The organism is Streptomyces sp. NPDC006687 (assembly GCF_040636215.1).
GTDB lineage: Bacteria > Actinomycetota > Actinomycetes > Streptomycetales > Streptomycetaceae > Streptomyces.
In genome coordinates, this window is the sequence record NZ_JBEYJJ010000016.1 from 12,155 (window position 1) to 36,314 (window position 24,160).

The window sequence follows — 24,160 nt, forward strand, 5'->3', positions numbered from 1 at the left end:
GATCACCACCTGGATGGAGGTAGTTTCCGGTAGCGGGTGCCGACAACCGGCCAGGAGAGATATGTTCGGTTGTGAGGAACTGGCGATCCTTGGGCCCCGGGTATCGGAGCGCCGGCCGCCCGTTTGGAATCTTCGTGCAGAGGGTGTCTCTCTACTCCCAAATCGGTGGGGTTTGGATCTTGCCGATGGGGGAGGAGGAGGTGAAAGTCGCCAAGTCCGAGGCTCCGGTGTTCACCGGAGCCTGGTGCGAAAGGGAGACGCTTCACCGCTGAAGGTGGAGGTCTCCGGGAACGGAGTTCTGCGTGGACATCGTCGTCAAGGGCCGCAAGACCGAGGTGCCCGAGCGGTTCCGCAAGCACGTGGCCGAGAAGCTGAATCCGGAGCGGATCCAGAAGCTCGACGCCAAGGTGATCAGCTTGGACGTCGAGGTGTCCAAGGAGCACAACCCGCGCCAGGCCGACCGTTCCGACCGCGTGGAGATCACCCTGCATTCGCGGGGCCCGGTGATCCGGGCCGAGGCCGCCGCCGCCGACCCCTACGCGGCGCTCGACCTGGCTCAGGACAAGCTGGAGGCCCGGCTGCGCAAGCAGCACGACAAGCGGTTCACCCGCCGCGGCAGCGGACGGCTTTCGGCGGCGGAGGTCGCCGACAGCGTGCCGGGTGTCGCGACGCTCAACGGCAACGGACAGCCGGTCGGTGAGGAGACCGAGGGCGGAATTCCGACCACGCGGATCGGATCCCTCGAAGTGCAGGGCGAAGGCCCGCTGGTCGTCCGCGAGAAGACCCACCCGGCCCGGCCCATGTCGCTCGACCAGGCGCTGTACGAAATGGAACTGGTCGGACACGACTTCTATCTGTTCGTCGACTCCGAGACCAAGATGCCGAGCGTCGTCTACCGGCGTCACGCCTACGACTACGGCGTCATCCACGTCGACCCCGACGGGGCGTCGAGCTCTGAGGAGGCGGCCATCGGCGGTGCCGGCGGCGCGCTCGGAGGCTGATCATCGATCCGTTGCCCCTGCGGAAGCCGAGGCTTCCGCAGGGGCACCTGTATGACTCGTATGAGCCAAAGGGATTCCGCCAGACCCGCGCCGGACGGTGCGGGCATGGAATCATGGCGGGCAGTCAACCGGCGGCCGCCCCCGCCGGGTTGGCCCAGAGCTCGGTACATGCAGGGGGAGGAACGATGGCGGACAGCTTCGGGCCGGTGCGCGGTGACGACGGAGCCGACTGCCGCGCGGCGCTGGCGGACGCGGCGGACCCGGCTGCGGCCGGTGAGCCCATCCGGGTGCTCGTGGTCGACGACCACGCCCTCTTCCGGCGCGGGCTGGAGATCGTCCTCGCCCAGGAGGAGGACATCCAGGTCGTCGGTGAGGCCGGGGACGGGGCGGAGGCCGTGGACAAGGCCGCCGACCTGCTTCCGGACATCGTGCTGATGGATGTGCGGATGCCGCGGCGCGGCGGGATCGAGGCGTGCACCTCGATCAAGGAGGTCGCCCCCTCCGCGAAGATCATCATGCTGACGATCAGCGACGAGGAGGCCGACCTCTACGACGCGATCAAGGCGGGTGCGACGGGCTACCTGCTGAAGGAGATCTCCACGGACGAGGTCGCCACCGCGATCCGTGCCGTCGCGGACGGGCAGTCGCAGATCAGCCCGTCGATGGCGTCGAAGCTGCTGACCGAGTTCAAGTCGATGATCCAGCGCACCGACGAGCGCCGGCTGGTGCCGGCGCCCCGGCTGACCGACCGGGAACTGGAGGTCCTCAAGCTGGTGGCGACCGGGATGAACAACCGGGACATCGCCAAGCAGCTGTTCATCTCCGAGAACACCGTGAAGAACCACGTCCGCAACATCCTGGAGAAGCTCCAGCTGCACTCGCGGATGGAAGCCGTGGTGTACGCGATGCGCGAGAAGATCCTGGAGATCCGCTGACCGCTCCGGTCAGGGGCGCCGGGCGCCGATCTCCGCCGTGACCGCCGCGGCCTCCCGCTCGTCCCGCGCGTGGTCCACTCGAACGTCCTCGCAGCCCACCCACCGGGCCGCCTCCCACAGGGCTTCGGCCATCGCGCCGGCCGCCTTCGGGGTGGTCAGGGACAGCTGCCGGGCCACGAGCGTGCGGCCCTCCCGGCCCGGGTCGACCCGGCCTTGGAGCCGGCCGCCGGCCAGCAGCGGCATCGCGAAGTAGCCGTGGATCCGCTTCGGCTTGGGGACGTACGCTTCCAGCCGGTGCGTGAAGCCGAAAATCCGCTCGGTGCGGGGGCGGTCCCAGACGAGCGAGTCGAACGGGGACAGCAGGGTGGTGCGGTGCCGCCCGCGCGGCTCGGACGCCAGCGCGTCGGGGTGCGCCCAGGCCGGCTTGCCCCAGCCCTCCACCACCACCGGGACCAGCCCAGAGTCGGCGATCACCGCGTCGAACTGCTCGCCCTTGAGGCGGTGGTAGTCGGCGATGTCCGCGCGTGTGCCCACCCCCAGGGACTGTCCGGCCAGCGCCACCAGGCGGCGCAGGCACTCGCGGTCGTCGAGGTCGTCGTGGAGCAGGGCGTCGGGGACGGCCCGCTCGGCGAGGTCGTAGACCCGCTTCCAGCCGCGCCGCTCGGTGCAGACCACCTCACCGATGTCCAGCAGCCACTCCACCGCGATCTTGGTCTCGGACCACTCGAACCACTCGCCGCCGTTCTTGGCCCCGCCCAGCTCGGAGGAGGTCAGCGGACCGTCGGTGCGCAGGCGGTCCAGGACGGCCCGCGTCGAGCGCTCCTTGTCCTGCAGGACGTGCCAGCGGTGGCCGCGGGCCCGGCGGGCGCGGCGGCGGAAGGCGAAGTGCGGCCACTCCTCGATAGGCAGGATGCAGGCGGCGTGCGACCAGTACTCGAAGGCGTGGCTGCCGGACCAGTACGCCCGCTCCACGGCCTCTCGGCCGACGGCGCCGAGCCGAGCGTAGGGGATCAGCTCGTGCGAGCGGGCCAGGACCGAGATGGTGTCCAGCTGGACGGCGCCGAGGTGCCGCAGCACCCCGCGCACCCCCGCCTTGCGGTCGGGTGCCCCGAGGAATCCCTGGGCGCGCAGCGCGATCCGGCGGGCTTCATCGGCGGAGAGCAAGATGACGGACATGTCGCGAGCCTAGGAGGTCGCACTGACAGCGGGCAGGTACGCCTTCGGGGAGGGCAGGCCGAGGTCGGTGGGGAGGAGGCCGGCGACCCAGCAGTCGTGCAGGGTGCCGCGCAGGTCGAGGGCGGCGCGCAGGACGCCCTCGACGCGGAATCCGGCCTTCTCGGCGACGCGGCGCGAGGGGGCGTTGCCGACGGCGGCCCGCCACTCCAGCCGGCCGGCGCCGACGTCGGTGAACATCCAGCGGGCCACCCGGCCGACGGCCTCGGTCATGTAGCCGCGGCCGCGGTGCTCCGCGGCGGTCCAGTAGCCGATCTCGTACGCCTGCGGGCCGCGCACGTGCACGCCGACCGAGGCGACCAGCGGGCCCCCGCCCTCCGGCCCGAGCCGCACCGCGAAGGTGTACTCGCGGTCCTCGCGCCAGCCGGCGGGGCTGATCTCCTCCACCCAGCTCCGGGCGTGCGCCCGCTCGTACGGGGAGGGGACGACGGTCCAGCGCTGGACGGCGGGGTCCTGGCAGCCGGCGTACACCTCCTCCGCGTCGGCGGGGGCGAAGGGCCGCAGGGACAGCCGGGCGGTCGACAGGGTGACGGGTTCCATGGACGGATTGTGGCCGCGCCGGGTAACCCGGGCGAGGGGTTTTCGCCCGCACCGGCACCCAACGGGTCCCCCGTACGTTCTCATTCCGGGCGCCCGTGCCCTGCGGACACGGCGGACCTCCCGACGCGACCACGTCCTCGCTTACGATGGCCGTTGCGGTGGGGCCCACCTGCCGTGCCCGGCTACGTAAAGTGCCCAGGCCCGACCGGCAAGGAGACCAGCCTCAGTGTCCGTCCTCACCAAGCTCATGCGTGCAGGCGAAGGCAAGATCCTGCGCAAACTGCACCGCATCGCGGACCAGGTCAACTCCATCGAAGAGGACTTCGTCAACCTCTCCGACGCCGAGTTGCGGGCCCTCACGGACGAGTACAAGCAGCGCTACCAGGACGGCGAGAGCCTCGACGACCTGCTGCCCGAGGCGTTCGCGACCGTGCGCGAGGCCGCCAAGCGCGTCCTGGGCCAGCGGCACTACGACGTCCAGATCATGGGCGGCGCCGCGCTGCACCTCGGGTACGTCGCCGAGATGAAGACCGGTGAGGGCAAGACCCTCGTCGGCACGCTGCCCGCCTACCTGAACGCCCTGTCGGGCCTGGGCGTCCACCTGATCACGGTCAACGACTACCTCGCCGAGCGCGACTCCGAGATGATGGGGCGCGTCCACAAGTTCCTCGGCCTGAGCGTCGGCTGCATCCTGGCGAACATGTCGCCGGCGCAGCGCCGCGAGCAGTACGACTGCGACATCACCTACGGCACGAACAACGAGTTCGGCTTCGACTACCTGCGCGACAACATGGCCTGGTCGAAGGACGAGCTGGTCCAGCGCGGCCACAACTTCGCCGTGGTCGACGAGGTCGACTCCATCCTCGTCGACGAGGCCCGCACCCCGCTGATCATCTCCGGCCCGGCCGACCAGGCCACGAAGTGGTACGCGGACTTCGCCAAGCTCGTCACCCGCCTGACCAAGGGCGAGGCCGGCCAGCCGCTCAAGGGCATCGAGGAGACCGGCGACTACGAGGTCGACGAGAAGAAGCGCACCGTCGGCATCCACGAGTCCGGCGTCGCCAAGGTCGAGGACTGGCTCGGCATCGAGAACCTCTACGAGTCGGTGAACACCCCGCTCGTCGGCTACCTGAACAACGCCATCAAGGCGAAGGAACTGTTCAAGAAGGACAAGGACTACGTCGTCATCGACGGCGAGGTCATGATCGTCGACGAGCACACCGGCCGTATCCTCGCCGGCCGCCGCTACAACGAGGGCATGCACCAGGCGATCGAGGCGAAGGAGGGGGTGGACATCAAGGACGAGAATCAGACCCTCGCCACGATCACCCTCCAGAACTTCTTCCGCCTCTACACCAAGCTGTCCGGTATGACCGGTACGGCCATGACCGAGGCCGCCGAGTTCCACCAGATCTACAAGCTCGGCGTCGTCCCGATCCCGACGAACCGCCCGATGCAGCGCAAGGACCAGCCCGACCTCATCTACCGCACCGAGGTCGCCAAGTTCGCCGCCGTCGTCGACGACATCGCGGAGAAGCACGAGAAGGGCCAGCCGATCCTCGTCGGCACGACCTCGGTCGAGAAGTCCGAGTACCTCTCGCAGCAGCTGTCCAAGCGGGGCATCCCGCACGAGGTGCTCAACGCCAAGCAGCACGAGCGCGAGGCCGCCATCGTCGCCCAGGCCGGCCGCCGCGGCGCCGTCACCGTCGCCACGAACATGGCCGGCCGCGGTACCGACATCAAGCTCGGCGGCAACCCCGACGACCTCGCCGAGGCGGAGCTGCGCCAGCGCGGCCTCGACCCCGAGGAGCACATCGAGGAGTGGGCGCAGGCCCTGCCCGAGGCCCTCTCCCGGGCCGAGGCGGCGGTGAAGGCGGAGTTCGAGGAGGTCAAGGAGCTCGGCGGGCTGTACGTGCTGGGCACCGAGCGGCACGAGTCGCGCCGTATCGACAACCAGCTGCGCGGCCGCTCCGGCCGCCAGGGCGACCCGGGCGAGTCCCGGTTCTACCTGTCGCTGGGCGACGACCTGATGCGCCTGTTCAAGGCGCAGATGGTCGAGCGCGTCATGGCCATGGCCAATGTGCCGGACGACGTCCCGATCGAGAACAAGATGGTGACGCGGGCCATCGCGTCGGCCCAGTCGCAGGTCGAGACCCAGAACTTCGAGACGCGTAAGAACGTCCTGAAGTACGACGAGGTCCTCAACAGCCAGCGCGAGGTCATCTACGGCGAGCGCCGCCGGGTCCTGGAGGGCGAGGACCTGCACGAGCAGGTGCGCTTCTTCATGGACGACACCATCGACGCCTACATCGCCGCCGAGACCGTCGAGGGCTTCGCCGAGGAGTGGGACCTGGACCGGCTGTGGGGCGCCTTCAAGCAGCTCTACCCGATCAAGGTGACGGTGGAGGAGCTGGAGGAGGCCGCCGGCGACCGCGCGGGCATCACCGCCGAGTTCATCGCCGAGTCGGTCAAGGACGACATCCACGAGCAGTACCAGGCGCGCGAGGAGGCCCTCGGGTCCGACGTCATGCGCGAGCTGGAGCGGCGCGTGGTCCTGTCGGTCCTCGACCGCAAGTGGCGCGAGCACCTCTACGAGATGGACTACCTCCAGGAGGGCATCGGCCTGCGCGCGATGGCCCAGAAGGATCCGCTGGTCGAGTACCAGCGCGAGGGCTTCGACATGTTCAACGCCATGATGGAGGGCATCAAGGAGGAGTCCGTCGGCTACCTGTTCAACCTGGAGGTCCAGGTCGAGCAGCAGGTCGAGGAGCTCCCGGTGCAGGCCGCGGCGGCGCCGACGCTGACGAAGGAGCCGGTGCCGTCGGCACGCCCGGAGATCCGCGCCAAGGGCCTGGACGCCCCGCAGCGCCCGGACCGCCTGCACTTCTCCGCCCCGACGGTGGACGGCGAGGGCGGCGTGGTCGAGGGCGACTTCGAGGACGCCAACGGCAGCGACGGCCTGACCCGCGCAGAGCGCCGCAAGGCCCAGAAGGCCGCGGGCGGCGGCCGCCGCCGCAAGAAGTAACCCGCGCCACTGGGCGCAGCCTGACCGGGGCCGGACACCGAGGGGTGTCCGGCCCCGGGGTGTTTGGGGGGTGTACGGGGTGTGTGTCGTGCGGGCCCACTATCACCCCCGCGAGGGGCCGGGGGCGGGCCGGTGACTGCCCACCCGCCTGCCGGCCGGGGGGCCCGCCGGGCGGAACGGGTCAGCCGTATCGACGGCTCGGGCTTCGTTCCTCTGTCCCCCTGCGCCGGGTTCGTGTGTACGGAGCGTGGGGCCGGGAGGGTGAGGGGGTGTCCCCTTTCGGGCTGGGGTGGGGGGTGGGGTGGGCGTCTACCTCGGGCCTGTGGGGGGCGTTGGGGGCGCCTGCCGGTGGGCGGGGGGCACTCGGATAGGTGAACCCTTGGCGGGGGTGCCGGGGTGAGGCGGGGCGGTTGCGGAGCGTGTTCGGGGGTCGTAGAAAACCCGGGTCGGGAGTCGAGTTACCGCCTGGTACCGCCGGGCTCGGGCTGATCGGGGAATCGCCATGGACACCACCACGCGCGGCATCGTAGGCGGCGGGGGCAGCAGCGGTAGGCCGCCCGGCGGGGCCAGCCGGAGCCGTCCCGCCGGCCGCCGGGACCAGCGCCGCCCCGGCGGCGGGGCGGGGCCGTCCGGAGCCGGAGCGGGAACCCGGTCCGGCCCGGCCGGGGCCGGCCCCCGCCCGGCCGGGCCCGCCACCGCGCAGGCCGCTCGGAGCGGTCCCGGCGCCGCCCAGCCGGCCGCCCGCACCCGCCCGGTCGGCCCCGCTGCCGCGCAGGCGGCCCGGAGCCGGCCCGGCGGCCCCGGCGCCGCCCAGTCGGCCGCCCGCACTCGTCCGCCCGGTCCCGGCGCCGTTCAGTCGGCCGCCCGCACCCGGCCGGTCGGCCCCGGCGGCGCGCAAGCCGTCCGGAGCCGGCGCGGGGGGCCTCATGTGCATCCCCTCGGGCCTCACGTGTGGTTTGCCGAGCGGATTCTGGCCGTGGTGAGTGGGCAGCGGCCCGTGCATTCGTTGCTGGGGCTGACCGTCGGGGAGGCGTATGACCAGCTGGCCGAGCTCGCGCCCGTCGGGCCCTTGCGGGAGCGGCTGCGGCCCGTGCTGCGGCACTGCGGGCGGTTCCATCCCGGGCCGGGGGTCATCGAGGCGTTCGCGCGGGTGGTGACGGGGGAGCGGGTTTCGGCGATGGCGTTCCGGCTCGAACAGGGGGCCGATCTGCGCTGGCGGTGTGCGGCCGTGGAGATTCAGGGCCAACGCCCCTGGGGGAGTTCGCGGGCCGCGGTCGTATCCTGAGGGGGTTTTCCGACTACCGAAAGCAGCCGGCCATGCGCGTGTACGTCCCCCTGACACTCCCCGGGCTCGCCGAGGCGCACAAGGCGGGCGAGCTGGGGCCCGCCCCGCTCCGCGCCTACGCCGTGACCCCCGGGCTGCGCGAGTGGTACGTCTCCGACGACATCGAGGAGCTGGAGTACGCCGCCCTGAGCCGCGCCGCCGCGGCCTCGCTGCGGATGCTGGCCGAGGACCCCGCGGCCCCCCGCAAGCGGGTCGTCGTCGCCGTCGACGTCGAGGACAAGGCCGCCGTCGCCTCCCCCGGGCTGGACGAGGCCACCCTCGGGCAGGTGACGCTCGCCGCCCCCGTGCGGCTGACCGTGGCCGCGGCCGTGCACGTGGACGCCCCGGACGCCGAGCAGGACGTGACCGCCGCGGCCGGTGCGCTGGAGGCCGCCGACGGCGGGGACGACGACGCGCAGTTCCTCGTCGACGGGGCCGAGGACAACGAGCTGCTGTGGTTCGGGGTGCAGGAGATCCCGGGGCTGCTGGGATGACGGCTCACATCCGGGTGCGTACCGGTACGGCCCACATCGTGTGGGACTGGAACGGGACCCTGCTGCACGACATCGACGCCGTCATGACCGCCACCAACGCCTCCTTCGCCGAGCTCGGCTTCCCGCCGATCACCCTGGAGCGGTACCGCGACCTGTACGTGGTCCCCGTGCCGAAGTTCTACGAGCGGCTGATGGGCCGGGTGCCCACCCAGGAGGAGTGGGTCGTCATGGACGAGGCGTTCCACCGCCACTACTGGGCGGCCGCCGCCGGCTCCGGCCTGGCCGAGGGGGCGCGGGAGCTGCTGCGGGGCTGGCAGGCGGACGGGTTCACCCAGTCCCTGCTGTCCCTCGCGCCCCACGAGAAGCTGGTGCCCCTGGTCCGGGAGCACGGCATCGACGTGCACTTCCTGCGGGTCGACGGCCGCACCGGGCCCTCGCACACCTCCAAGGCGGGGCACCTCGTACGCCATATGGCGGCCATGGAGGCAGCCGGTGTGACCGCCGCGCGTACGGTCCTGGTCGGAGACGCCGTGGACGACGCGCTGGCCGCCGCAGCCGTGGGCGCCCGCGCCGTCCTGTACACCGGCGGCTCGCACAGCCGGGCCAGTCTGGAGACCGCGGGCGTGCCCGTCGTGGACACGCTGGCCGAGGCCGTCGCCACCGCCCGCGAACTGGCCGGATAGGCACGGACCGGCACGGAGAGTCGCCCCCGCACGCCGCGGCGGTCACGTCCCTGGCCAGAGTGTCCAGGTTTTGCCCCGGGTTTTGTACAGATGCAGTGAATGACGACCTGGGGGGAGGGCGAGATAGCCTAGTACCCGTGATCAGCGCGATAGTCCTCGGGGGCACTGACGCCCCCGGCCCGCGCCCGGCGCACGTCCGTGCCCGGGCTTTCGCTGATCCCCGCCGCCGGGACCTGTCGATCACGGTCGAAGCCCTCCCGGGCGGCTCTTCCGACGACATGGCGTCGAAACCGAATCCGGACGGACAACCCGCCTCATCGCGGCGCTTTGTCATTCCTTCCTTCACCTACGTCACGCAATGGCGCGCGACAGGAGCCAGAGGACATGCAGACCAAGCTGGACGAAGCAAAGGCCGAGCTGCTCGCGCGGGCGGCACGGGTAGCTGAGAACAGCCCGGCCGGGGGGCTACTTCCGACTGGGTCCGAGCAAGGGGAGCACCCCGGACAGGGCGCGACGCTCGCCTACCTCCAGCGCTACTACCTGCACACGGCACCCGAGGACCTGGCGGACCGCGACCCGGTCGACGTGTACGGGGCGGCGCTCTCCCACTACCGCCTCGCCGAGAACCGCCCGCAGGGCACGGCGAACGTGCGCGTGCACACCCCCACGGTCGAGGAGAACGGCTGGACCTCCAGCCACTCGGTCGTCGAGGTCGTCACCGACGACATGCCGTTCCTGGTGGACTCGGTCACCAACGAGCTGTCCCGCCAGGGCCGCGGCATCCATGTCGTGATCCACCCGCAGGTCGTCGTGCGCCGTGACGTCACCGGCAAGCTGATCGAGATCCTCGGTCCCGACTGCGACGCCCACGGTCCCAGGACCGCGCGCCCCCACGACTCCCTCGTCGAGTCCTGGATCCACGTCGAGATCGACCGCGAGACCGACAAGGCCGACCTCAAGCAGATCACCGGTGACCTGCTGCGCGTCCTGTCCGACGTCCGCGAGTCCGTCGAGGACTGGGAGAAGATGCGCGACGCCGCGCTGCGCATCGCCGACGAGCTGCCGGGCGAGCCGAGCCCGCCGGACCTGCGCGAGTACGAGCAGGAGGAGGCCCGCGAGCTGCTGCGCTGGCTGGCCGACGACCACTTCACCTTCATCGGCTTCCGCGAGTACAACCTGGTCGACGGCGACGCCCTCGCGGCCGTCCCCGGCACCGGCCTCGGCATCCTGCGCTCCGACCCGGTCCACCACGGCCAGGAGGACGCGCACCCGGTCTCGCCGTCCTTCAACCGGCTGCCCGCCGACGCCCGCGCCAAGGCCCGCGAGCACGAGCTGCTGGTGCTGACGAAGGCCAACAGCCGCGCGACCGTCCACCGCCCGTCCTACCTCGACTACGTCGGCGTGAAGAAGTTCGACGCCGAGGGCAACGTCGTCGGCGAGCGCCGTTTCCTCGGCCTGTTCTCCTCCGCCGCGTACACCGAGTCCGTGCGCCGCGTCCCGGTGATCCGCCGCAAGGTCGCCGAGGTGCTGGAGGGCGCCGGCTTCTCCCCGTCCAGCCACGACGGCCGCGACCTGCTCCAGATCCTGGAGACCTACCCGCGCGACGAGCTGTTCCAGACCCCGGTCGACAAGCTGCGCGAGATCGCCACGTCCGTCCTGTACCTCCAGGAGCGCCGCCGGCTGCGGCTCTACCTGCGCCAGGACGAGTACGGCCGCTACTACTCCGCGCTGGTCTACCTGCCGCGCGACCGGTTCACCACCGGGGTCCGGCTGCGCCTGATGGACATCCTGAAGGAGGAGCTCGGCGGCACCAGCGTCGACTTCACCGCCTGGAACACCGAGTCGGTCCTCTCCCGCATCCACTTCGTCGTCCGCGTCCCGCAGGGCACCCAGCTGCCCGCGCTGACCGACGCCGACGTCGAGCGCGTCGAGACCCGCCTGGTGGAGGCCGCCCGCTCCTGGGCCGACGGCTTCGCCGAGGCGCTGACCGCCGAGCTGGGCGAGGAGCGCGCCGCCGAGCTGCTGCGCAAGTACAGCGGCTCCTTCCCCGAGGGCTACAAGGCCGACCACACGCCGCGCATGGCCGTGTCCGACCTGTGCCACCTGGAGCGGCTGTCCGCCAGCGACCGCGAGTTCGCGCTCTCCCTGTACGAGCCCGTCGGCGCGGGCCCGGGCGAGCGCCGCTTCAAGATCTACCGCGAGGGCGAGCAGATCTCCCTGTCCGCCGTCCTGCCGGTCCTCCAGCGCCTGGGCGTCGAGGTCACCGACGAGCGCCCGTACGAGCTGCGCCGCAGCGACCGGGTGAGCGCCTGGATCTACGACTTCGGCCTGCGGATGCCGCTGTCCACCGCGGGCGGCGACCACGCCGCCGCCTCCCACTACCTCGGCGACGACGCCCGCGAGCGGTTCCAGGAAGCCTTCGCGGCCGTGTGGACCGGTCAGGCCGAGAACGACAACTTCAACACCCTCGTCCTGGGCGCCGGCCTCACCTGGCGGCAGGCCGTCGTCCTGCGCGCGTACGCCAAGTACATGCGCCAGGCCGGCTCCACCTTCAGCCAGGACTACATGGAGGACACCCTCCGCAACAACGTCCACACCACCCGGCTGCTGATCTCCCTCTTCGAGGCGCGGATGTCGCCGGGCCGCCAGGCCGCCGGTACCGAGCTCGTCGACGCCATGCTGGAGGAGCTGGACGGGGCCCTGGACCAGGTCGCCTCGCTCGACGAGGACCGCATCCTGCGGGCGTTCCTGACGCTGATCAAGGCCACCCTGCGCACGAACTTCTTCCAGCTCACCGACGCGGGCGAGCAGCACGCGTACGTGTCGATGAAGTTCGACCCCCAGGCCATCCCGGACCTGCCGGCCCCGCGCCCGGCGTTCGAGATCTGGGTGTACTCCCCGCGCGTCGAGGGCGTGCACCTGCGCTTCGGCAAGGTCGCGCGCGGCGGTCTGCGCTGGTCGGACCGGCGTGAGGACTTCCGTACGGAGATCCTCGGCCTGGTCAAGGCGCAGATGGTCAAGAACACCGTCATCGTGCCGGTCGGTGCCAAGGGCGGGTTCGTCGCCAAGAACCTGCCGGACCCGTCGGTGGACCGGGACGCGTGGCTGGCCGAGGGCATCGCCTCGTACAAGATCTTCATCTCGGCGCTGCTGGACATCACGGACAACCTGGTCGCGGGCGAGGTCGTCCCGCCCAAGGACGTGGTGCGTCACGACGGGGACGACACCTACCTCGTCGTCGCCGCCGACAAGGGCACCGCGACCTTCTCCGACATCGCCAACGGTGTCGCCGAGTCGTACGGGTTCTGGCTGGGCGACGCCTTCGCGTCGGGCGGCTCGGCCGGCTACGACCACAAGGGCATGGGCATCACCGCCCGCGGTGCCTGGGAGTCGGTCAAGCGGCACTTCCGCGAGCTGGGCCACGACACGCAGACCGAGGACTTCACGGTCGTCGGCGTCGGCGACATGTCCGGTGACGTGTTCGGCAACGGCATGCTGCTCTCCGAGCACATCCGCCTGGTCGCCGCCTTCGACCACCGGCACATCTTCATCGACCCGACCCCGGACGCGGCCGTCTCCTACGCCGAGCGCCGGCGCCTGTTCGAGCTGCCGCGCTCCTCGTGGGCGGACTACGACACCGAGCTGCTCTCGGCGGGCGGCGGCATCCACCCGCGTACGGCGAAGTCCATCCCGGTCAACGCTCACGTCCGCGAGGCCCTCGGGATCGAGGCGGGCGTCACCAAGATGACCCCGGCCGACCTGATGCAGGCGATCCTCAAGGCCCCGGTGGACCTGCTGTGGAACGGCGGCATCGGTACGTACGTCAAGGCGACGTCCGAGACCCACACCGACGTCGGCGACAAGGCCAACGACGCCATCCGCGTCAACGGCTCCGACGTCCGCGCCAAGGTCATCGGCGAGGGCGGCAACCTGGGTCTGACCCAGCTGGGCCGTATCGAGTTCGCCCGCAGCGGTGCCGGCGGCGAGGGCGGCAAGATCAACACCGACGCCATCGACAACAGCGCCGGCGTGGACACCTCCGACCACGAGGTGAACATCAAGATCCTGCTGAACTCGCTGGTCGCCGAGGGCGACATGACCGTCAAGCAGCGCAACAAGCTGCTCGCCGAGATGACGGACGAGGTCGGCCACCTGGTCCTGCGCAACAACTACGCGCAGAACGTGGCCCTGGCCAACGGCTCCGCCCAGGCGTCGAGCCTGCTGCACGCGCAGCAGCGCTTCATGCGCCGGCTGGGCCGGGACGGGCTGCTGGACCGCCAGCTGGAGTTCCTGCCCAACGACCGCCAGATCCGCGAGCTGCTGAACACCGGGCGCGGCCTGACGCAGCCCGAGCTGGCCGTCCTGTTCGCCTACACCAAGATCACGGTGGCGGACGAGCTCATCCACACCGAGCTGCCCGACGACCCCTACCTGCGCCGTCTGCTGCACGCCTACTTCCCGGCCCCGCTGCGCGAGAAGTTCGGCGAGCAGATCGACGCGCACGCCCTGCGCCGGGAGATCATCACCACCCTGCTGGTCAACGACACCGTCAACACCGGTGGTTCGACCTTCCTGCACCGGCTGCGGGAGGAGACCGGGGCCTCCACGGCGGAGATCGTCCGGGCGCAGCTGTCGGCCCGTGAGATCTTCGGCCTGGCCGAGGTGTGGGACGCGGTCGAGGCGCTGGACAACAAGGTCGCGGCCGACGTCCAGACCCGGGTGCGGCTGCACTCGCGGCGCCTGGTGGAGCGCGGTACGCGCTGGCTGCTGAACAACCGCCCGCAGCCGCTGCAGATCACCGAGACCGTCGAGCTGTTCGGCGCGCGGGTGGCGCAGGTCTGGGCGGAGCTGCCGAAGCTGGTGCGCGGCGCGGACCTGGAGTGGTACCAGTCGGTGATGGACGAGCTGACGGGCGAGGGCGTCCCGGCGGAGCTCGCGGCGAAGGTGGCCGGGTTCTCCTCGGCGTTCCCGACGCTGGACATCGTCGCCACCTCCGACCGGACGGGCGTGGACCCGCTGGCCGTCGCCGAGGTGTACTACGACCTCGCGGACCGGCTGGACATCACGCAGCTGATGGACCGGATCATCGAGCTGCCGCGTGAGGACCGCTGGCAGTCGATGGCCCGTGCGTCGATCCGTGAGGACCTGTTCGCGGCGCACGCGGCGCTGACCGCCGACGTGCTGTCGGTGGGCGACGCGGACGCCACTCCCGAGGAGCGCTACAAGGCGTGGGAGCAGAAGAACGCGGCGCTGCTGAGCCGGGCGCGGACGACCCTGGACGAGATCCGGGGCTCGGACGACTTCGACCTGGCGAACCTGTCGGTGGCGATGCGCACGATGCGCTCGCTGCTGCGGGTGCACGCGTAGCGGCGTCGCCGGAGACGGCAACGGGCCGGGCCCCGAACCCCTCGGGGGGTTCCGGGCCCGGCCCGTTCGTCCGGCTCCTCTAGCCGCGGGTGAACGCCTCGTAGGCGTCGCAGACCTCCTGGGACGGGCCGTCCATGCGGATGACGCCCGACTCCAGCCAGATCGCCCGGTCGCAGGTCTCGCGGACGGTGCCGATGGAGTGGCTGACGAGGAAGACGGTGCCGGCCCGGGCGCGGAGCTCCTCGATACGGGCCTGGCTGCGGCGCTGGAAGGCGGCGTCACCGGTGGCGAGGGCCTCGTCGATCATCAGGACGTCGTGGTCCTTGGCGGCGGCGATGGAGAACCGCAGCCGGGCGCCCATGCCCGAGGAGTACGTCCGCATGGGCAGGGAGATGAAGTCGCCCTTCTCGTTGATGCCGGAGAAGTCGACGATGTCCTGGTAGCGCTCGCGGACCTGCTGGCGGGTCATGCCCATCGCCAGCCCGCCGAGGACCACGTTGCGTTCGCCGGTGAGGTCGTTCATCAGGGCGGCGTTCACTCCGAGGAGGGACGGCTGGCCGTGCGAGTAGACGGCGCCCCGGGCCACCGGCTGGAGGCCGGCGATGGCCTTGAGGAGGGTGGACTTGCCCGAGCCGTTGGTGCCGATCAGGCCGATGGCCTCGCCCTTGTGGGCGGTGAAGCTGACGCCCCGGACGGCGTGCACCTCGCGGACGCCGGGGGCGGGCTTGCGGGAGAAGATGCGGCTGAGGGCGGCGGTGGCGCCGCCCTTGCGGGTGCCGGTGCCGTGCACCTTGTAGATGACGTGGACCTCGTCGGCGATGACGGTCGGGACGCGGGCGCCGGCCGCGGTGGCGCCGTCGGCGGGGGTGCGGGTCAGGGTCTCAGCCACGGCCGTACTCCTCCTCTGCCTTCCAGAAGTAGACGAAGCCGCCGATGCCGGCGAGCAGGGCCCAGCCGATGGCGATCGGCCAGACGTGGTGGGGCAGCTGCGAAGCCTTGAAGCTGTCGATCAGGGCGAAGCGCATCAGGTCGATGTAGACGGCCGCCGGGTTGAGCTTGAGCAGGAGCATCACCCAGTGCGGCAGGTGGTCCGACCGCAGCATGGAGTCGATGGACCACATCACGCCCGAGGAGTACATCCAGGTGCGGAGCACGAACGGCATCAGCTGGCTGACGTCCGGGTTCTTGCTGCCGATGCGGGCCATGACCATCGCGCAGCCCGCGCAGAAGACGGCCATCAGGAAGAGGGCCGGGGCGGCGAGCAGCCAGGCCGGGGAGGGCATCTGGCCGAAGGCCAGCAGCAGGACGACCAGGGCGCCCATGGTGACGAGCAGCTGCTGGAACAGCTGGACCACCGAGGACAGGGGCAGGCTGGCGCGGGGGAAGTGCAGCGCGCGGACCAGGCCGAGGTTGCTGTGGACGGCGCGGGTGCCGGTGTTGATGGAGCTGCCGATGAAGTCCCAGACGAAGACGCCGGTGATCAGGAACGGCAGGTAGTCGGGTACGCCGTGGCTGGCCTGCATCACCAGGCCGAAGATGAAGTAGTAGACGGCCGCGTTGAGCAGCGGGGTCATCAGGTGCCAGACCTGGCCGAGCTTGGCCGTGCTGTACGTGGCGTGCATACGGGCGGTGGCGTACGCGAGCACGAAGTGGCGGCGGTCCCACAGCTGCGCGAGGTAGCTCGGCAGGGAGGGGCGGGCGCCGCTGAGGGTCAGGCCGTGGGCTGCCGCCAGCTCCGCGGGGGTGGTGGGGGCCGCGTGGGGTGGCGCGGTGGTCGCTGGGGTCACGGGCTTCGCTTTCGCCGGGGTCGGGGCGTCGCCGGCCGGGGGGCGCCCCGAGGGGGCTCCCGGACGGGTCCGGGAGGGAGCCGGGCGACGGGACGGGTCCGTATCGTCGCTACGGGGAGAGTAGGGCGGGAGTCGACGGAACGCAACCGTATCGTCGTGACGGGCTGGTGGCGGCGTGCGCCGCTATGCTCTGGGCATGACCACCGAGCCTGCCGCCGCCCCCCACCCCGCCCCAGCCGCCGCCCGCCGCGCCCCCGCCGGGGCGGCCGTCCTGCGCGAGGACGTGACGGAGGCGATCCGCGGCGCGGTGCTGGAGGAGCTGGCGGAGGCGGGCTTCGCCCGGATGTCCATCGAGGGCATCGCCCGGCGGGCCGGCGTCGGCAAGACGGCGGTGTACCGGCGCTGGAAGTCCAAGCTGCACCTGGTGCTCGACATCATCGGAGCCTTCGCGGCGGACGGCCTGCCCGTCCCCGCCACCGGCTCCCTCTACGGGGACGTACGGGCCCTGCTGGAGGTCATGACGCACGTCCTGCGCCACCCGGTGGCCTCGGCGGTCATCCCCGACCTGCTGGTGGAGGGCGCGCGGAACCCGGAGATCGCGCAGGCGGTACGGGGCGCCCTGCTGGACGGCCAGCGCCGCCTCGCCGAGGGCATCGTCGCCGAGGCCGTCGCCCGCGGCGAGCTGGAGCACTCGGCCTCCCCGGAACGAGCCCTGGACCTGGCGGTCGGCCCCCTGTACTGGCGGCAGGTCGTGGTGGGCGACACCGTCCCGGCCGCCTACCTGGACGGGCTCGCCCGCTCGGTGGTGGCGGGGCTGAAGACCGGCTGAGGCGGCCCGGCCCCAGGGCGGCCGGCCACGGGTGTGATCCGGCCCACACCGTGTCACACGGCGGGGGGCTGCGGTGTCCTGTGGTCGAACCCCCTGGAGCCGGAGGAGACACCGTGAGCGCGAAGAGCACCGACGTCCTCGTCATCGGCGGCGGATACGCCGGCGTCATGGCCGCCAACCGCCTGACGCTGCGCGAGGACGTCAGCGTGACGCTGGTCAACCCGCGGCCGGACTTCGTCCACCGCATCCGCCTGCACCAGCTGGTGGGCGGCACCGATCCGGCCCTCGTCGACTACCGCGAGGTGCTGGCCGGCGGGGTCCGGCTGGTGGTCGACGCCGTGACCCGGATCGACGTCGCCGGGCGGCGCGTGGAGCTGGCCGGCGGCGGTACGGCCGGCTACGACCACCTGGTCTACGCGGTCGGCAGCGGCAGCGCCGACGCCGGCGTGCCGGGAGCGGCCGAACACGCCTACCCGCTGGCCACCTTCGAGGAGGCGAGCCGGCTGCGGCCCGTCCTCGAAGCCGCGCCCGCCGACGCCCCCGTGACGGTGGTCGGCGCCGGGCCCACCGGCATCGAGACCGCCGCCGAACTCGCCGGAGAGGGGCGGGCCGTGACCCTCGTCTGCGGCGGCGTGCTCGGCCCGTACCTGCACCCCCGGGCGCGCCGCTCGGTGGCCCGGCGGCTCGCGGCCCTCGGGGTGCGCGTCCTCGACGGTCCCGGCACCCGGGTGACGGCCGTGACCGCCGGCTCCGTCCGGCTGGCGGACGGCCGCGAGCAGGCCGGCCGGATCACCGTCTGGACCGCCGGCTTCGCCGTCCCCGACCTCGCCGCCCGCAGCGGCCTGACCACCGACGCCCTGGGCCGCCTGATCACCGACGAGACCCTGACCAGCGTGGACGACGACCGTATCGTCGCCGCGGGGGACTCGGCCGCGCCCTCGGACCTGCCACTGCGCATGAGCTGCCAGGCGGCCATCCCCCTGGGCGCGCGGGCCGCGGACACGGTGCTGAGCCGGATCGGCGGCGAACGCCCCGAGAACCTCAGCCAGCTGCTAGCCGGCCAGTGCCTCAGCCTGGGGCGCCACGACGGCCTCTTCCAGTTCTCCCGCATGTCCGACGTCGCCGGACCCCTCCACATCGACGGCCGCACCGGTGCGAAGCTCAAGGAGTTCGTCTGCCAGGGCATCCTCAAGCACCTGTCCGGCGAGGCGCGCCGCCCCGGCGGGTTCAGGCTGCACCGCGTCCCGGGACGCACCCGCCAGAAGCTGCTGGCCGCCGCCCGGGCCGCCGAGACGCGGGCCTCCGCCCAGCCGGTCGCGTGAGCACGGATTCCACCAACGGGGCCCCCGGTCGCACCCCCGGCGAGATGATCTTGCCGGGAGCCGCGCGTCCGAAGACCCCCGCCGGCCGCAGAAGGAGGGACACTCCGAGATGACCACCCGCGACACGGGCACCGACACCACCGGCGTCACCGAAACCACCGACGCCACCGACCCGGCGACCGCCGTCTTCGTCGCCCACCGCAACCTGCTCTTCACCGTCGCCTACGAGATGCTCGGCTCGGCCGCCGACGCCGAGGACGTGCTCCAGGAGACCTGGATGCGGTGGGTCGGCGTCGACCTCGGCCAGGTCCGCGAGCAGCGCGCCTACCTGGTCCGCATCACCACCCGCCAGGCCCTCAACCGGCTGCGCAGCCTCCAGCGCCGCAAGGAGGCGTACGTCGGCGCCTGGCTGCCCGAGCCGCTGCTCACCTCGCCCGACGTGGCCGAGGACGTCGAGCTCGCCGAGAGCGTGTCCATGGCGATGATGCTGGTCCTCGAAACCCTCGCCCCCGTCGAACGCGCCGTCTTCGTCCTGCGCGAGGTCTTCGGCTACGACTACGAGGAGATCGCCGCCGCCGTCGACAAGACCCCCGCCGCCGTACGCCAGATCGCCCACCGCGCCCGCAAGCACGTCGACGCCCGCCGCCCCCGCCAGAGCGTCGCCCCGGACGCGGCCTCCGCCGCGCTGAAGTCCTTCCTGCGCGCCGTCGAGACCGGGGACCCGCAGACCCTCCTCGACGTGCTCGCCCCCGACGTCGTCCTGATCGGTGACGGCGGCGGCATCAAGCAGGCCGCGCTGCGCCCGATCGGCGGCGCCGGGAAGGTGGCCCGCTTCCTGCTCGGCGGCCTCGGCAAGAACAAGCTCCCGCTGACCCTCACCCCCACCGTGGTCAACGGCAGCCCGGCCCTCGTCGCCCACCTCGACGGCGAACTCGACGGGATCATGGCGACGCGGATCGAGGACGGCCGTATCACCGGCCTCTACTACGTCCGCAACCCCCACAAGCTCACCCGGGTCGCCGCCGAGACCCCGCTCACCCTGCGCTGACCCCCGCCGCTCATGGCCACAGCCCCGCCGTAAGCGGCGTCCGGTCGGCGGCCGCTGCGGAGGAGGGGGCCGCGGGCGCCGGGTGGCGGTCCTCCAGCGGGACGACGGCCGGCAGCGGGGTCCGCTGGCCCAGGAACACCCGGCGCACCACCCGTTCGGCCGCGTGGCCGTCGTCGTACGAGCAGAACCGCGCGCGGAACGCGGCCCGCAGCTGGGCCGAGCGGGAGCCCCGCCAGTGGCCGGTGCAGAAGATGTCCACCAGCTCGTCCTCGGTGCGGGCGACCGCCCCGGGCGGGCAGGTCCGCAGGTCGAAGTAGGTGCCGCGGGCGGCCTCGTACGCCTCCCAGTCATCGGCGTGGATGACGATCGGCCGGTCCAGGCAGGCGTAGTCGAACATCAGGGACGAGTAGTCGGTGACGAGGGCGTCCGAGGCCAGGCAGAGCTCCTCCACCGAGGGGTGGGCGGAGACGTCCAGCAGCCTCGGGTGCGGATCCCGCCGGTGCTCGGTGCCCGCGTACGTGAGGTGGGAGCGGGCCAGGATCGTGAAGCGCGGGCCCAGGTCGCGCAGGACCCGCTCGAAGTCGAGGTGCTCGGGCCGGCTGCGCCGGTAGTCGCGGTGGGTGGGGGCGTACAGGATCGCGGTGGTGCCGGGGGCGATGCCCAGGCGTTCGCGCAGGGCGAGGACCTCGGCCCGGGTGGCCCGGTGGAAGGGGTCGTTGCGCGGGTAGCCGTATTCGAGGGTGGTGTAGGAGGCGGGCAGGGCCCGTTCCCAGACCAGGGTGGAGTGCCGGTTCGAGGAGAGCAGGAAGTCCCACTGGTCGGCGCCGCGCAGCAGGCCCTCGAAATCCGTGGTGGGGGTGGCGGCCGGGCGGTCCCGGAGGTCGAGGCCGACCCGTTTGAGGGGGGTGCCGTGCTGGGTCTGGAGCAGGACCTGGCCGGGCCGCTTGACCAGCCCCCGGTCGAAGTTGACGTTCGAGGTGAGGTACGTGGCCCGGGCCAGGGCCGTCCAGTACGCGGCGGAGCCCGGCGCCAGCGGCCTCGTCCCGGGCGGCAGGGTCGCGGCGTGGCGGGGTTCGCAGATCCATGCCGTGCGCATGCGCGGGGCCAGCTCGCGCAGCTTGGCCTCGATGGCCGCCGGGTTGCAGGCGTAGCCGCCGTGCCAGTACGCGGAGAAGACCGCGAGCTCCGGCCGCAGGGGCAGCAGCCGCTGGATCCTGTAGTGCAGGCGCAGCACGCTCTCGCGCAGTCCCCGCCACAGCGCCGAGCCCGCCCCGGCCGTGGCCAGGGCCGCCGCGCGGGCGGCGGACGCCAGCCGGTAGGTGCGCCGGACGCCCAGCCGCATCAGGGTGTGCCGCAGCCGGTCGGTGCGGGTCGGCGACAGCGGGAGGGCGCCCGTGTCCGCGGGGCCGCCGTGGCGGCGCAACAGGGCGGAGGCCCGGGCGAAGAACTCGGCCCGGGCGGTGCGCGGGAGGCGGCGGGGGTCGGCGTACAGGGCGCACAGGTGTCCGGCCATCCGCCGGTGCAGCGCGGGCCGCCAGCGTTCCGGTTCGGGGCGGCCGGCGAGCCAGCCGAAGACCCGCTCGTACTGGTCGAGTACGTCGAGGTGGCGGCGGCCGGGGGTGGTCAGGGCCGCGCCGGTGCGCCGCTGCCGGTGGTGGACGCAGACCCGGTCGAGGACGGCCACGGACTCGGCGGCCAGCAGCGCCGGACAGCTCCAGGCGGTGCCCTCGTAGAGACCGGGCGGGAACTCCAGGCCCTCGCGCTCGACGTACTCACGGCGGTACGCCTTGTTCCACACCACCATCGGCAAGCCCAGCAGCGCCGGGCGGTCGGCGAGCCGGAAACTGGCCGGACCCTCCTCGGAGAGGGGGTGCGCGGGGCGGCCCCGGACCAGCTCGCCGGTCCACGAGACGCGGGCGTGGCCGTGGACGAGGACGTCGGGGGAGCCGGTGGCCTTGAGCCGGTCGGTGAGGGCCTGGAGGGCGCCCGGGGTGAGGGTGTCGTCGCCGTCGAGGAAGAGGAGGTAGTCGCCGGTGGCCCGGGCCAGTCCCGCGTTGCGGGCCGGGCCCGGGCCCAGGTTGTGCGGCAGGTGCACGGCGGTGACCCGGGGGTCGCGGGCCGCGTGCTCGTCGATGATCGCGCCGCAGCCGTCCGGGGAGGCGTCGTCGACCGCGATCAGCTCCAGGTCCGGGTACGACTGGGACAGGACCGATTCCAGACTCTCCTGGAGGTACGCCTGAACCTTGTACGCGGGCACGATGACGCTGAACCGGGGCACGGCACATCCAGGGGTCGGCGCGGGCATATGGCCGGGCAACGCGGCCGCGGCGTCCGGGTTACGGACCGTGCGGCATTCGGGCTACCCGGCGTCAACGCAGCACGTCAACGCCATGATCACCGGGCTTTCCGGCTACTTGACCGCCCCCGCCATCACCCCCGTGACGAACTGCCGCTGGAAGGCGAAGAAGACGACGAGCGGCACGACCATCGACAGGAAGGCGCCGGGCGCCAGGACGTCGATGTTGTTCCCGAACTGCCGCACCTGCTGCTGGAGCGCCACCGTCACCGGCGGGTGCGCCGAGTCGGCGAAGACCAGCGCCACCAGCATGTCGTTCCACACCCACAGGAACTGGAAGATGCCGAGCGAGGCGATCGCCGGACCGCCCAGCGGCAGCACCACCCGGGAGAACAGCCGCAGTTCGCCGGCCCCGTCCAGCCGCGCCGCCTCCAGCAGCTCGCGCGGGATCTCCGCGAAGAAGTTGCGCAGCAGGAACACCGCGAAGGGCAGCCCGAAGGCGGTGTGGAACAGCACCACCCCGGCCGTCGTCCCGAACAGCCCGAGGGTGCCGAACAGTTCGGAGACGGGGATCAGCGCCACCTGCACGGGTACCACCAGCAGCCCGACGACGACCAGGAACAGCCAGTCCCGGCCGGGGAACTCCAGCCAGGCGAAGGCGTATCCGGCGAGTGCGCCGAGGGTGAGGACGAGCACGGTCGCCGGAACGGCGATCGCGACCGTGCTCAGCAGGGAGCCGGTGATCGTGTTGTCGGCCAGCAGGTGCGCGTAGTTGGACGCGGTCAGCCGGGACGGCGCGGTCAGCGCCCGCCACCAGCCGCCCCGGTTCAGCTCCTCCGGGGACAGCAGGGAGGAGACCAGCAGGCCCAGGGTGGGCACCAGCCAGAACAGGGCGGCGAGGACCAGGAAGACACGCAGCAGCACCCCGCCCGCCAGGCGCCTGAGCGTGTTCAGCGGGTTCAGTGCGGTCACCGGGACGCCTCCTTCCGCATCCGGCGGATATTCAGCAGCATCACCGGCACCACCAGCACCAGCAGCAGCACCGCGATGGCGCTGCCCAGCCCCTGGTCGGCGTCCGTACCGAAAGCCGTCCGGTACAGCTGGAGCGCGAGCACGTTCGCGTCGTCCTGCACGGCGCCCGGCGCGATCACGAAGACCAGGTCGAAGACCTTCATGACGTTGATGACCAGCGTCACCAGGACCACCACCAGCACCGGCGCCAGCAGCGGCACCGTGATCCGCCGGAACACCTGCCACTCACCCGCCCCGTCCACCCGGGCCGCCTCCAGCAGCTCCCTGGGCAGGGCCGCCAGCCCCGCCCCGATCAGCACCATCGCGAACCCGGCCCACATCCACACGTACGCCCCGATCACCGCCGGGGTCACCAGGACCGGCCCCAGCCACTCCACCCCCGCGTACGGTGCCCGGAAGTTCGACGCCGGCAGCCGCAGCCGGGCCCCGTCAGCGGCGGCCGGCAGCGTGAAGGTGCCGTCCGCGCCGGCCGTGGCCGAAGCCACCACCCGCCCGTCGCGCACCGCCTCGATCCGCATCCCCGCCAGGCCCGTCTCCGCCGGGTCGACCACGTTCACCGCGCCGCCCCCGCCCCGGGTGAAGTCCTGCCAGACCGTGCCGGTGACCTTCCCCGGCACCGCCCGCGCCGACGCCGCCGTACGGGCCCCCTCGGGCAGCGCCTCCGGCGCCACCCCGACCAGCGGCAGCAGCGCCGGCACCCCGGCCCGTACGGGGGCACGCGTGAGGAACGCGCCGTCCCCGGCGGGCTCCAGCGGGGAGTCCCGGCCCGGGCGGGCCTTGGGGAACGCCGAGGAGGGGGCGAAGGTGTCGTGCACCCCGACCAGCACCGCGTTGGCGACGCCCCGGTGCGGATCGTGGTCGTACACCAGCCGGAAGATGATGCCCGCCGCCAGCATCGAGATCGCCATCGGCATGAACACCAGCAGCCGGAACGCCGTCCCCCAGCGGACCCGTTCGGTCAGCACCGCGAAGACCAGACCGAGGGCCGTCGCCACCGCCGGGGCCACCAGCACCCACACCGCCGTGTTGCGCAGGGCCGTGACGATCGCCGGATCGCGCACGACCGCCTCGTAGTTGGCGGCGCCGACGAAGGTGTCCCCGGAACGGTCGAAGAGGCTGCGGTAGAGCGAGAAGCCGATCGGCTGGACGACCAGCGCCCCCAGCAGCACCAGCGCCGGCAGCAGGAACGCCGCCGCGACCAGCCGCCGGCGCGTGGCGGCCCGGCGGCCCGGCATCCGCCGGGC

The 24,160-nt window shown here is 72.3% G+C and carries 17 protein-coding genes; 10 read left to right on the plus strand and 7 right to left on the minus strand.

Translation table 11 applies throughout. The features are described 5' to 3' along the window. Positions 1 to 302: 302 nt before the first annotated feature. Positions 303 to 1,001, plus strand: a complete 699-nt coding sequence (gene raiA / locus ABZ716_RS19920) for a ribosome-associated translation inhibitor RaiA (RefSeq protein ID WP_358810201.1) — start codon at positions 303 to 305, stop codon at positions 999 to 1,001. 185 nt (positions 1,002 to 1,186) lie between these two features. Continuing rightward, entirely contained in the window at positions 1,187 to 1,936 is a 750-nt protein-coding gene (locus ABZ716_RS19925) for a response regulator transcription factor (RefSeq protein WP_351887006.1), read from the plus strand. 9 nt (positions 1,937 to 1,945) lie between these two features. Here the strand turns inward: ABZ716_RS19925 and ABZ716_RS19930 are convergent, their stop codons facing one another. Together ABZ716_RS19930 and ABZ716_RS19935 are read right to left on the minus strand one after the other, a co-directional pair. Next, positions 1,946 to 3,112, minus strand: coding sequence for a crosslink repair DNA glycosylase YcaQ family protein (locus tag ABZ716_RS19930; RefSeq protein WP_358960490.1), 1,167 nt, complete (start codon positions 3,110 to 3,112; stop codon positions 1,946 to 1,948). 9 nt (positions 3,113 to 3,121) lie between these two features. Continuing rightward, positions 3,122 to 3,709: a GNAT family N-acetyltransferase gene (locus tag ABZ716_RS19935; RefSeq protein ID WP_358960494.1), complete on the minus strand. Its 588-nt coding sequence runs from the start codon at positions 3,707 to 3,709 to the stop codon at positions 3,122 to 3,124. 226 nt (positions 3,710 to 3,935) lie between these two features. Here ABZ716_RS19935 and secA point away from each other — a divergent pair, with 226 nt between their 5' ends. The 5 genes from secA to ABZ716_RS19960 all read left to right on the plus strand — a co-directional run bounded on the left by secA (position 3,936) and on the right by ABZ716_RS19960 (position 14,602). Continuing rightward, positions 3,936 to 6,734 (plus strand): preprotein translocase subunit SecA, encoded by a 2,799-nt coding sequence (secA, locus tag ABZ716_RS19940; RefSeq protein WP_351887015.1) that lies wholly within the window; start codon positions 3,936 to 3,938, stop codon positions 6,732 to 6,734. A gap of 949 nt (positions 6,735 to 7,683) precedes the next feature. After that, positions 7,684 to 8,019, plus strand: a complete 336-nt coding sequence (locus ABZ716_RS19945; protein WP_358960497.1) for an Rv3235 family protein — start codon at positions 7,684 to 7,686, stop codon at positions 8,017 to 8,019. A 32-nt stretch (positions 8,020 to 8,051) separates the two neighbouring features. Further along, positions 8,052 to 8,552 carry a hypothetical protein gene (locus tag ABZ716_RS19950; RefSeq protein ID WP_358960499.1) on the plus strand — a complete coding sequence of 167 codons (501 nt, stop codon included), beginning with the start codon at positions 8,052 to 8,054 and terminating at the stop codon, positions 8,550 to 8,552. Beyond that, positions 8,549 to 9,235, plus strand: a complete 687-nt coding sequence (locus ABZ716_RS19955; RefSeq protein ID WP_358810194.1) for an HAD family hydrolase — start codon at positions 8,549 to 8,551, stop codon at positions 9,233 to 9,235. The genes ABZ716_RS19950 and ABZ716_RS19955 overlap by 4 nt, the downstream gene beginning before the upstream one ends. A gap of 384 nt (positions 9,236 to 9,619) precedes the next feature. After that, positions 9,620 to 14,602: an NAD-glutamate dehydrogenase gene (locus ABZ716_RS19960; RefSeq protein ID WP_358960501.1), complete on the plus strand. Its 4,983-nt coding sequence runs from the start codon at positions 9,620 to 9,622 to the stop codon at positions 14,600 to 14,602. A gap of 79 nt (positions 14,603 to 14,681) precedes the next feature. Here the strand turns inward: ABZ716_RS19960 and ABZ716_RS19965 are convergent, their stop codons facing one another. Further along, positions 14,682 to 15,491 (minus strand): ABC transporter ATP-binding protein, encoded by an 810-nt coding sequence (locus ABZ716_RS19965; RefSeq protein ID WP_358810192.1) that lies wholly within the window; start codon positions 15,489 to 15,491, stop codon positions 14,682 to 14,684. Then, on the minus strand, positions 15,484 to 16,389 hold the full coding sequence (locus ABZ716_RS19970) for an ABC transporter permease (protein WP_358810191.1): 906 nt from the start codon (positions 16,387 to 16,389) through the stop codon (positions 15,484 to 15,486). The genes ABZ716_RS19965 and ABZ716_RS19970 overlap by 8 nt, the downstream gene beginning before the upstream one ends. Before the next feature lie 196 nt (positions 16,390 to 16,585). Between ABZ716_RS19970 and ABZ716_RS19975 the strand changes: the two genes are divergently transcribed. The 3 genes from ABZ716_RS19975 (at position 16,586) to ABZ716_RS19985 (ending at position 19,588) form a co-directional block, all read left to right on the plus strand. After that, positions 16,586 to 17,218 (plus strand): TetR/AcrR family transcriptional regulator, encoded by a 633-nt coding sequence (locus tag ABZ716_RS19975; RefSeq protein WP_358810190.1) that lies wholly within the window; start codon positions 16,586 to 16,588, stop codon positions 17,216 to 17,218. Between the two features lie 113 nt (positions 17,219 to 17,331). Next, positions 17,332 to 18,540: an FAD-dependent oxidoreductase gene (locus ABZ716_RS19980; RefSeq protein ID WP_358960503.1), complete on the plus strand. Its 1,209-nt coding sequence runs from the start codon at positions 17,332 to 17,334 to the stop codon at positions 18,538 to 18,540. Positions 18,541 to 18,649: 109 nt separating this feature from the next. Continuing rightward, positions 18,650 to 19,588: an RNA polymerase sigma-70 factor gene (locus ABZ716_RS19985; RefSeq protein ID WP_358960506.1), complete on the plus strand. Its 939-nt coding sequence runs from the start codon at positions 18,650 to 18,652 to the stop codon at positions 19,586 to 19,588. Between the two features lie 10 nt (positions 19,589 to 19,598). On the opposite strand, the gene ABZ716_RS19990 is transcribed toward ABZ716_RS19985, so the two are convergent. From ABZ716_RS19990 to ABZ716_RS20000, 3 genes are all read right to left on the minus strand, one after another. Next, positions 19,599 to 21,893 (minus strand): bifunctional glycosyltransferase family 2 protein/CDP-glycerol:glycerophosphate glycerophosphotransferase, encoded by a 2,295-nt coding sequence (locus tag ABZ716_RS19990; protein ID WP_358960509.1) that lies wholly within the window; start codon positions 21,891 to 21,893, stop codon positions 19,599 to 19,601. 105 nt (positions 21,894 to 21,998) lie between these two features. Continuing rightward, entirely contained in the window at positions 21,999 to 22,856 is an 858-nt protein-coding gene (locus ABZ716_RS19995; protein ID WP_358960511.1) for a carbohydrate ABC transporter permease, read from the minus strand. Continuing rightward, positions 22,853 to 24,151 carry a sugar ABC transporter permease gene (locus ABZ716_RS20000; protein WP_358960610.1) on the minus strand — a complete coding sequence of 433 codons (1,299 nt, stop codon included), beginning with the start codon at positions 24,149 to 24,151 and terminating at the stop codon, positions 22,853 to 22,855. Before ABZ716_RS20000 ends, ABZ716_RS19995 begins: the two co-directional genes overlap by 4 nt. Positions 24,152 to 24,160: the final 9 nt, after the last annotated feature.

Excerpts from the sequence above, each read along its gene's own strand:
- ABZ716_RS19925 (WP_351887006.1), top strand. The coding sequence starts at position 1,187 with ATGGCGGACAGCTTCGGGCCGGTGCGCGGTGACGACGGAGCCGACTGC.
- ABZ716_RS19930 (WP_358960490.1), bottom strand. The coding sequence starts at position 3,112 with ATGTCCGTCATCTTGCTCTCCGCCGATGAAGCCCGCCGGATCGCGCTG.
- ABZ716_RS19935 (WP_358960494.1), bottom strand. The coding sequence starts at position 3,709 with ATGGAACCCGTCACCCTGTCGACCGCCCGGCTGTCCCTGCGGCCCTTC.
- ABZ716_RS19950 (WP_358960499.1), top strand. The coding sequence starts at position 8,052 with ATGCGCGTGTACGTCCCCCTGACACTCCCCGGGCTCGCCGAGGCGCAC.
- ABZ716_RS19955 (WP_358810194.1), top strand. The coding sequence starts at position 8,549 with ATGACGGCTCACATCCGGGTGCGTACCGGTACGGCCCACATCGTGTGG.
- ABZ716_RS19960 (WP_358960501.1), top strand. The coding sequence starts at position 9,620 with ATGCAGACCAAGCTGGACGAAGCAAAGGCCGAGCTGCTCGCGCGGGCG.
- ABZ716_RS19975 (WP_358810190.1), top strand. The coding sequence starts at position 16,586 with ATGACCACCGAGCCTGCCGCCGCCCCCCACCCCGCCCCAGCCGCCGCC.
- ABZ716_RS19985 (WP_358960506.1), top strand. The coding sequence starts at position 18,650 with ATGACCACCCGCGACACGGGCACCGACACCACCGGCGTCACCGAAACC.
- ABZ716_RS19990 (WP_358960509.1), bottom strand. The coding sequence starts at position 21,893 with ATGCCCGCGCCGACCCCTGGATGTGCCGTGCCCCGGTTCAGCGTCATC.
- ABZ716_RS20000 (WP_358960610.1), bottom strand. The coding sequence starts at position 24,151 with ATGCCGGGCCGCCGGGCCGCCACGCGCCGGCGGCTGGTCGCGGCGGCG.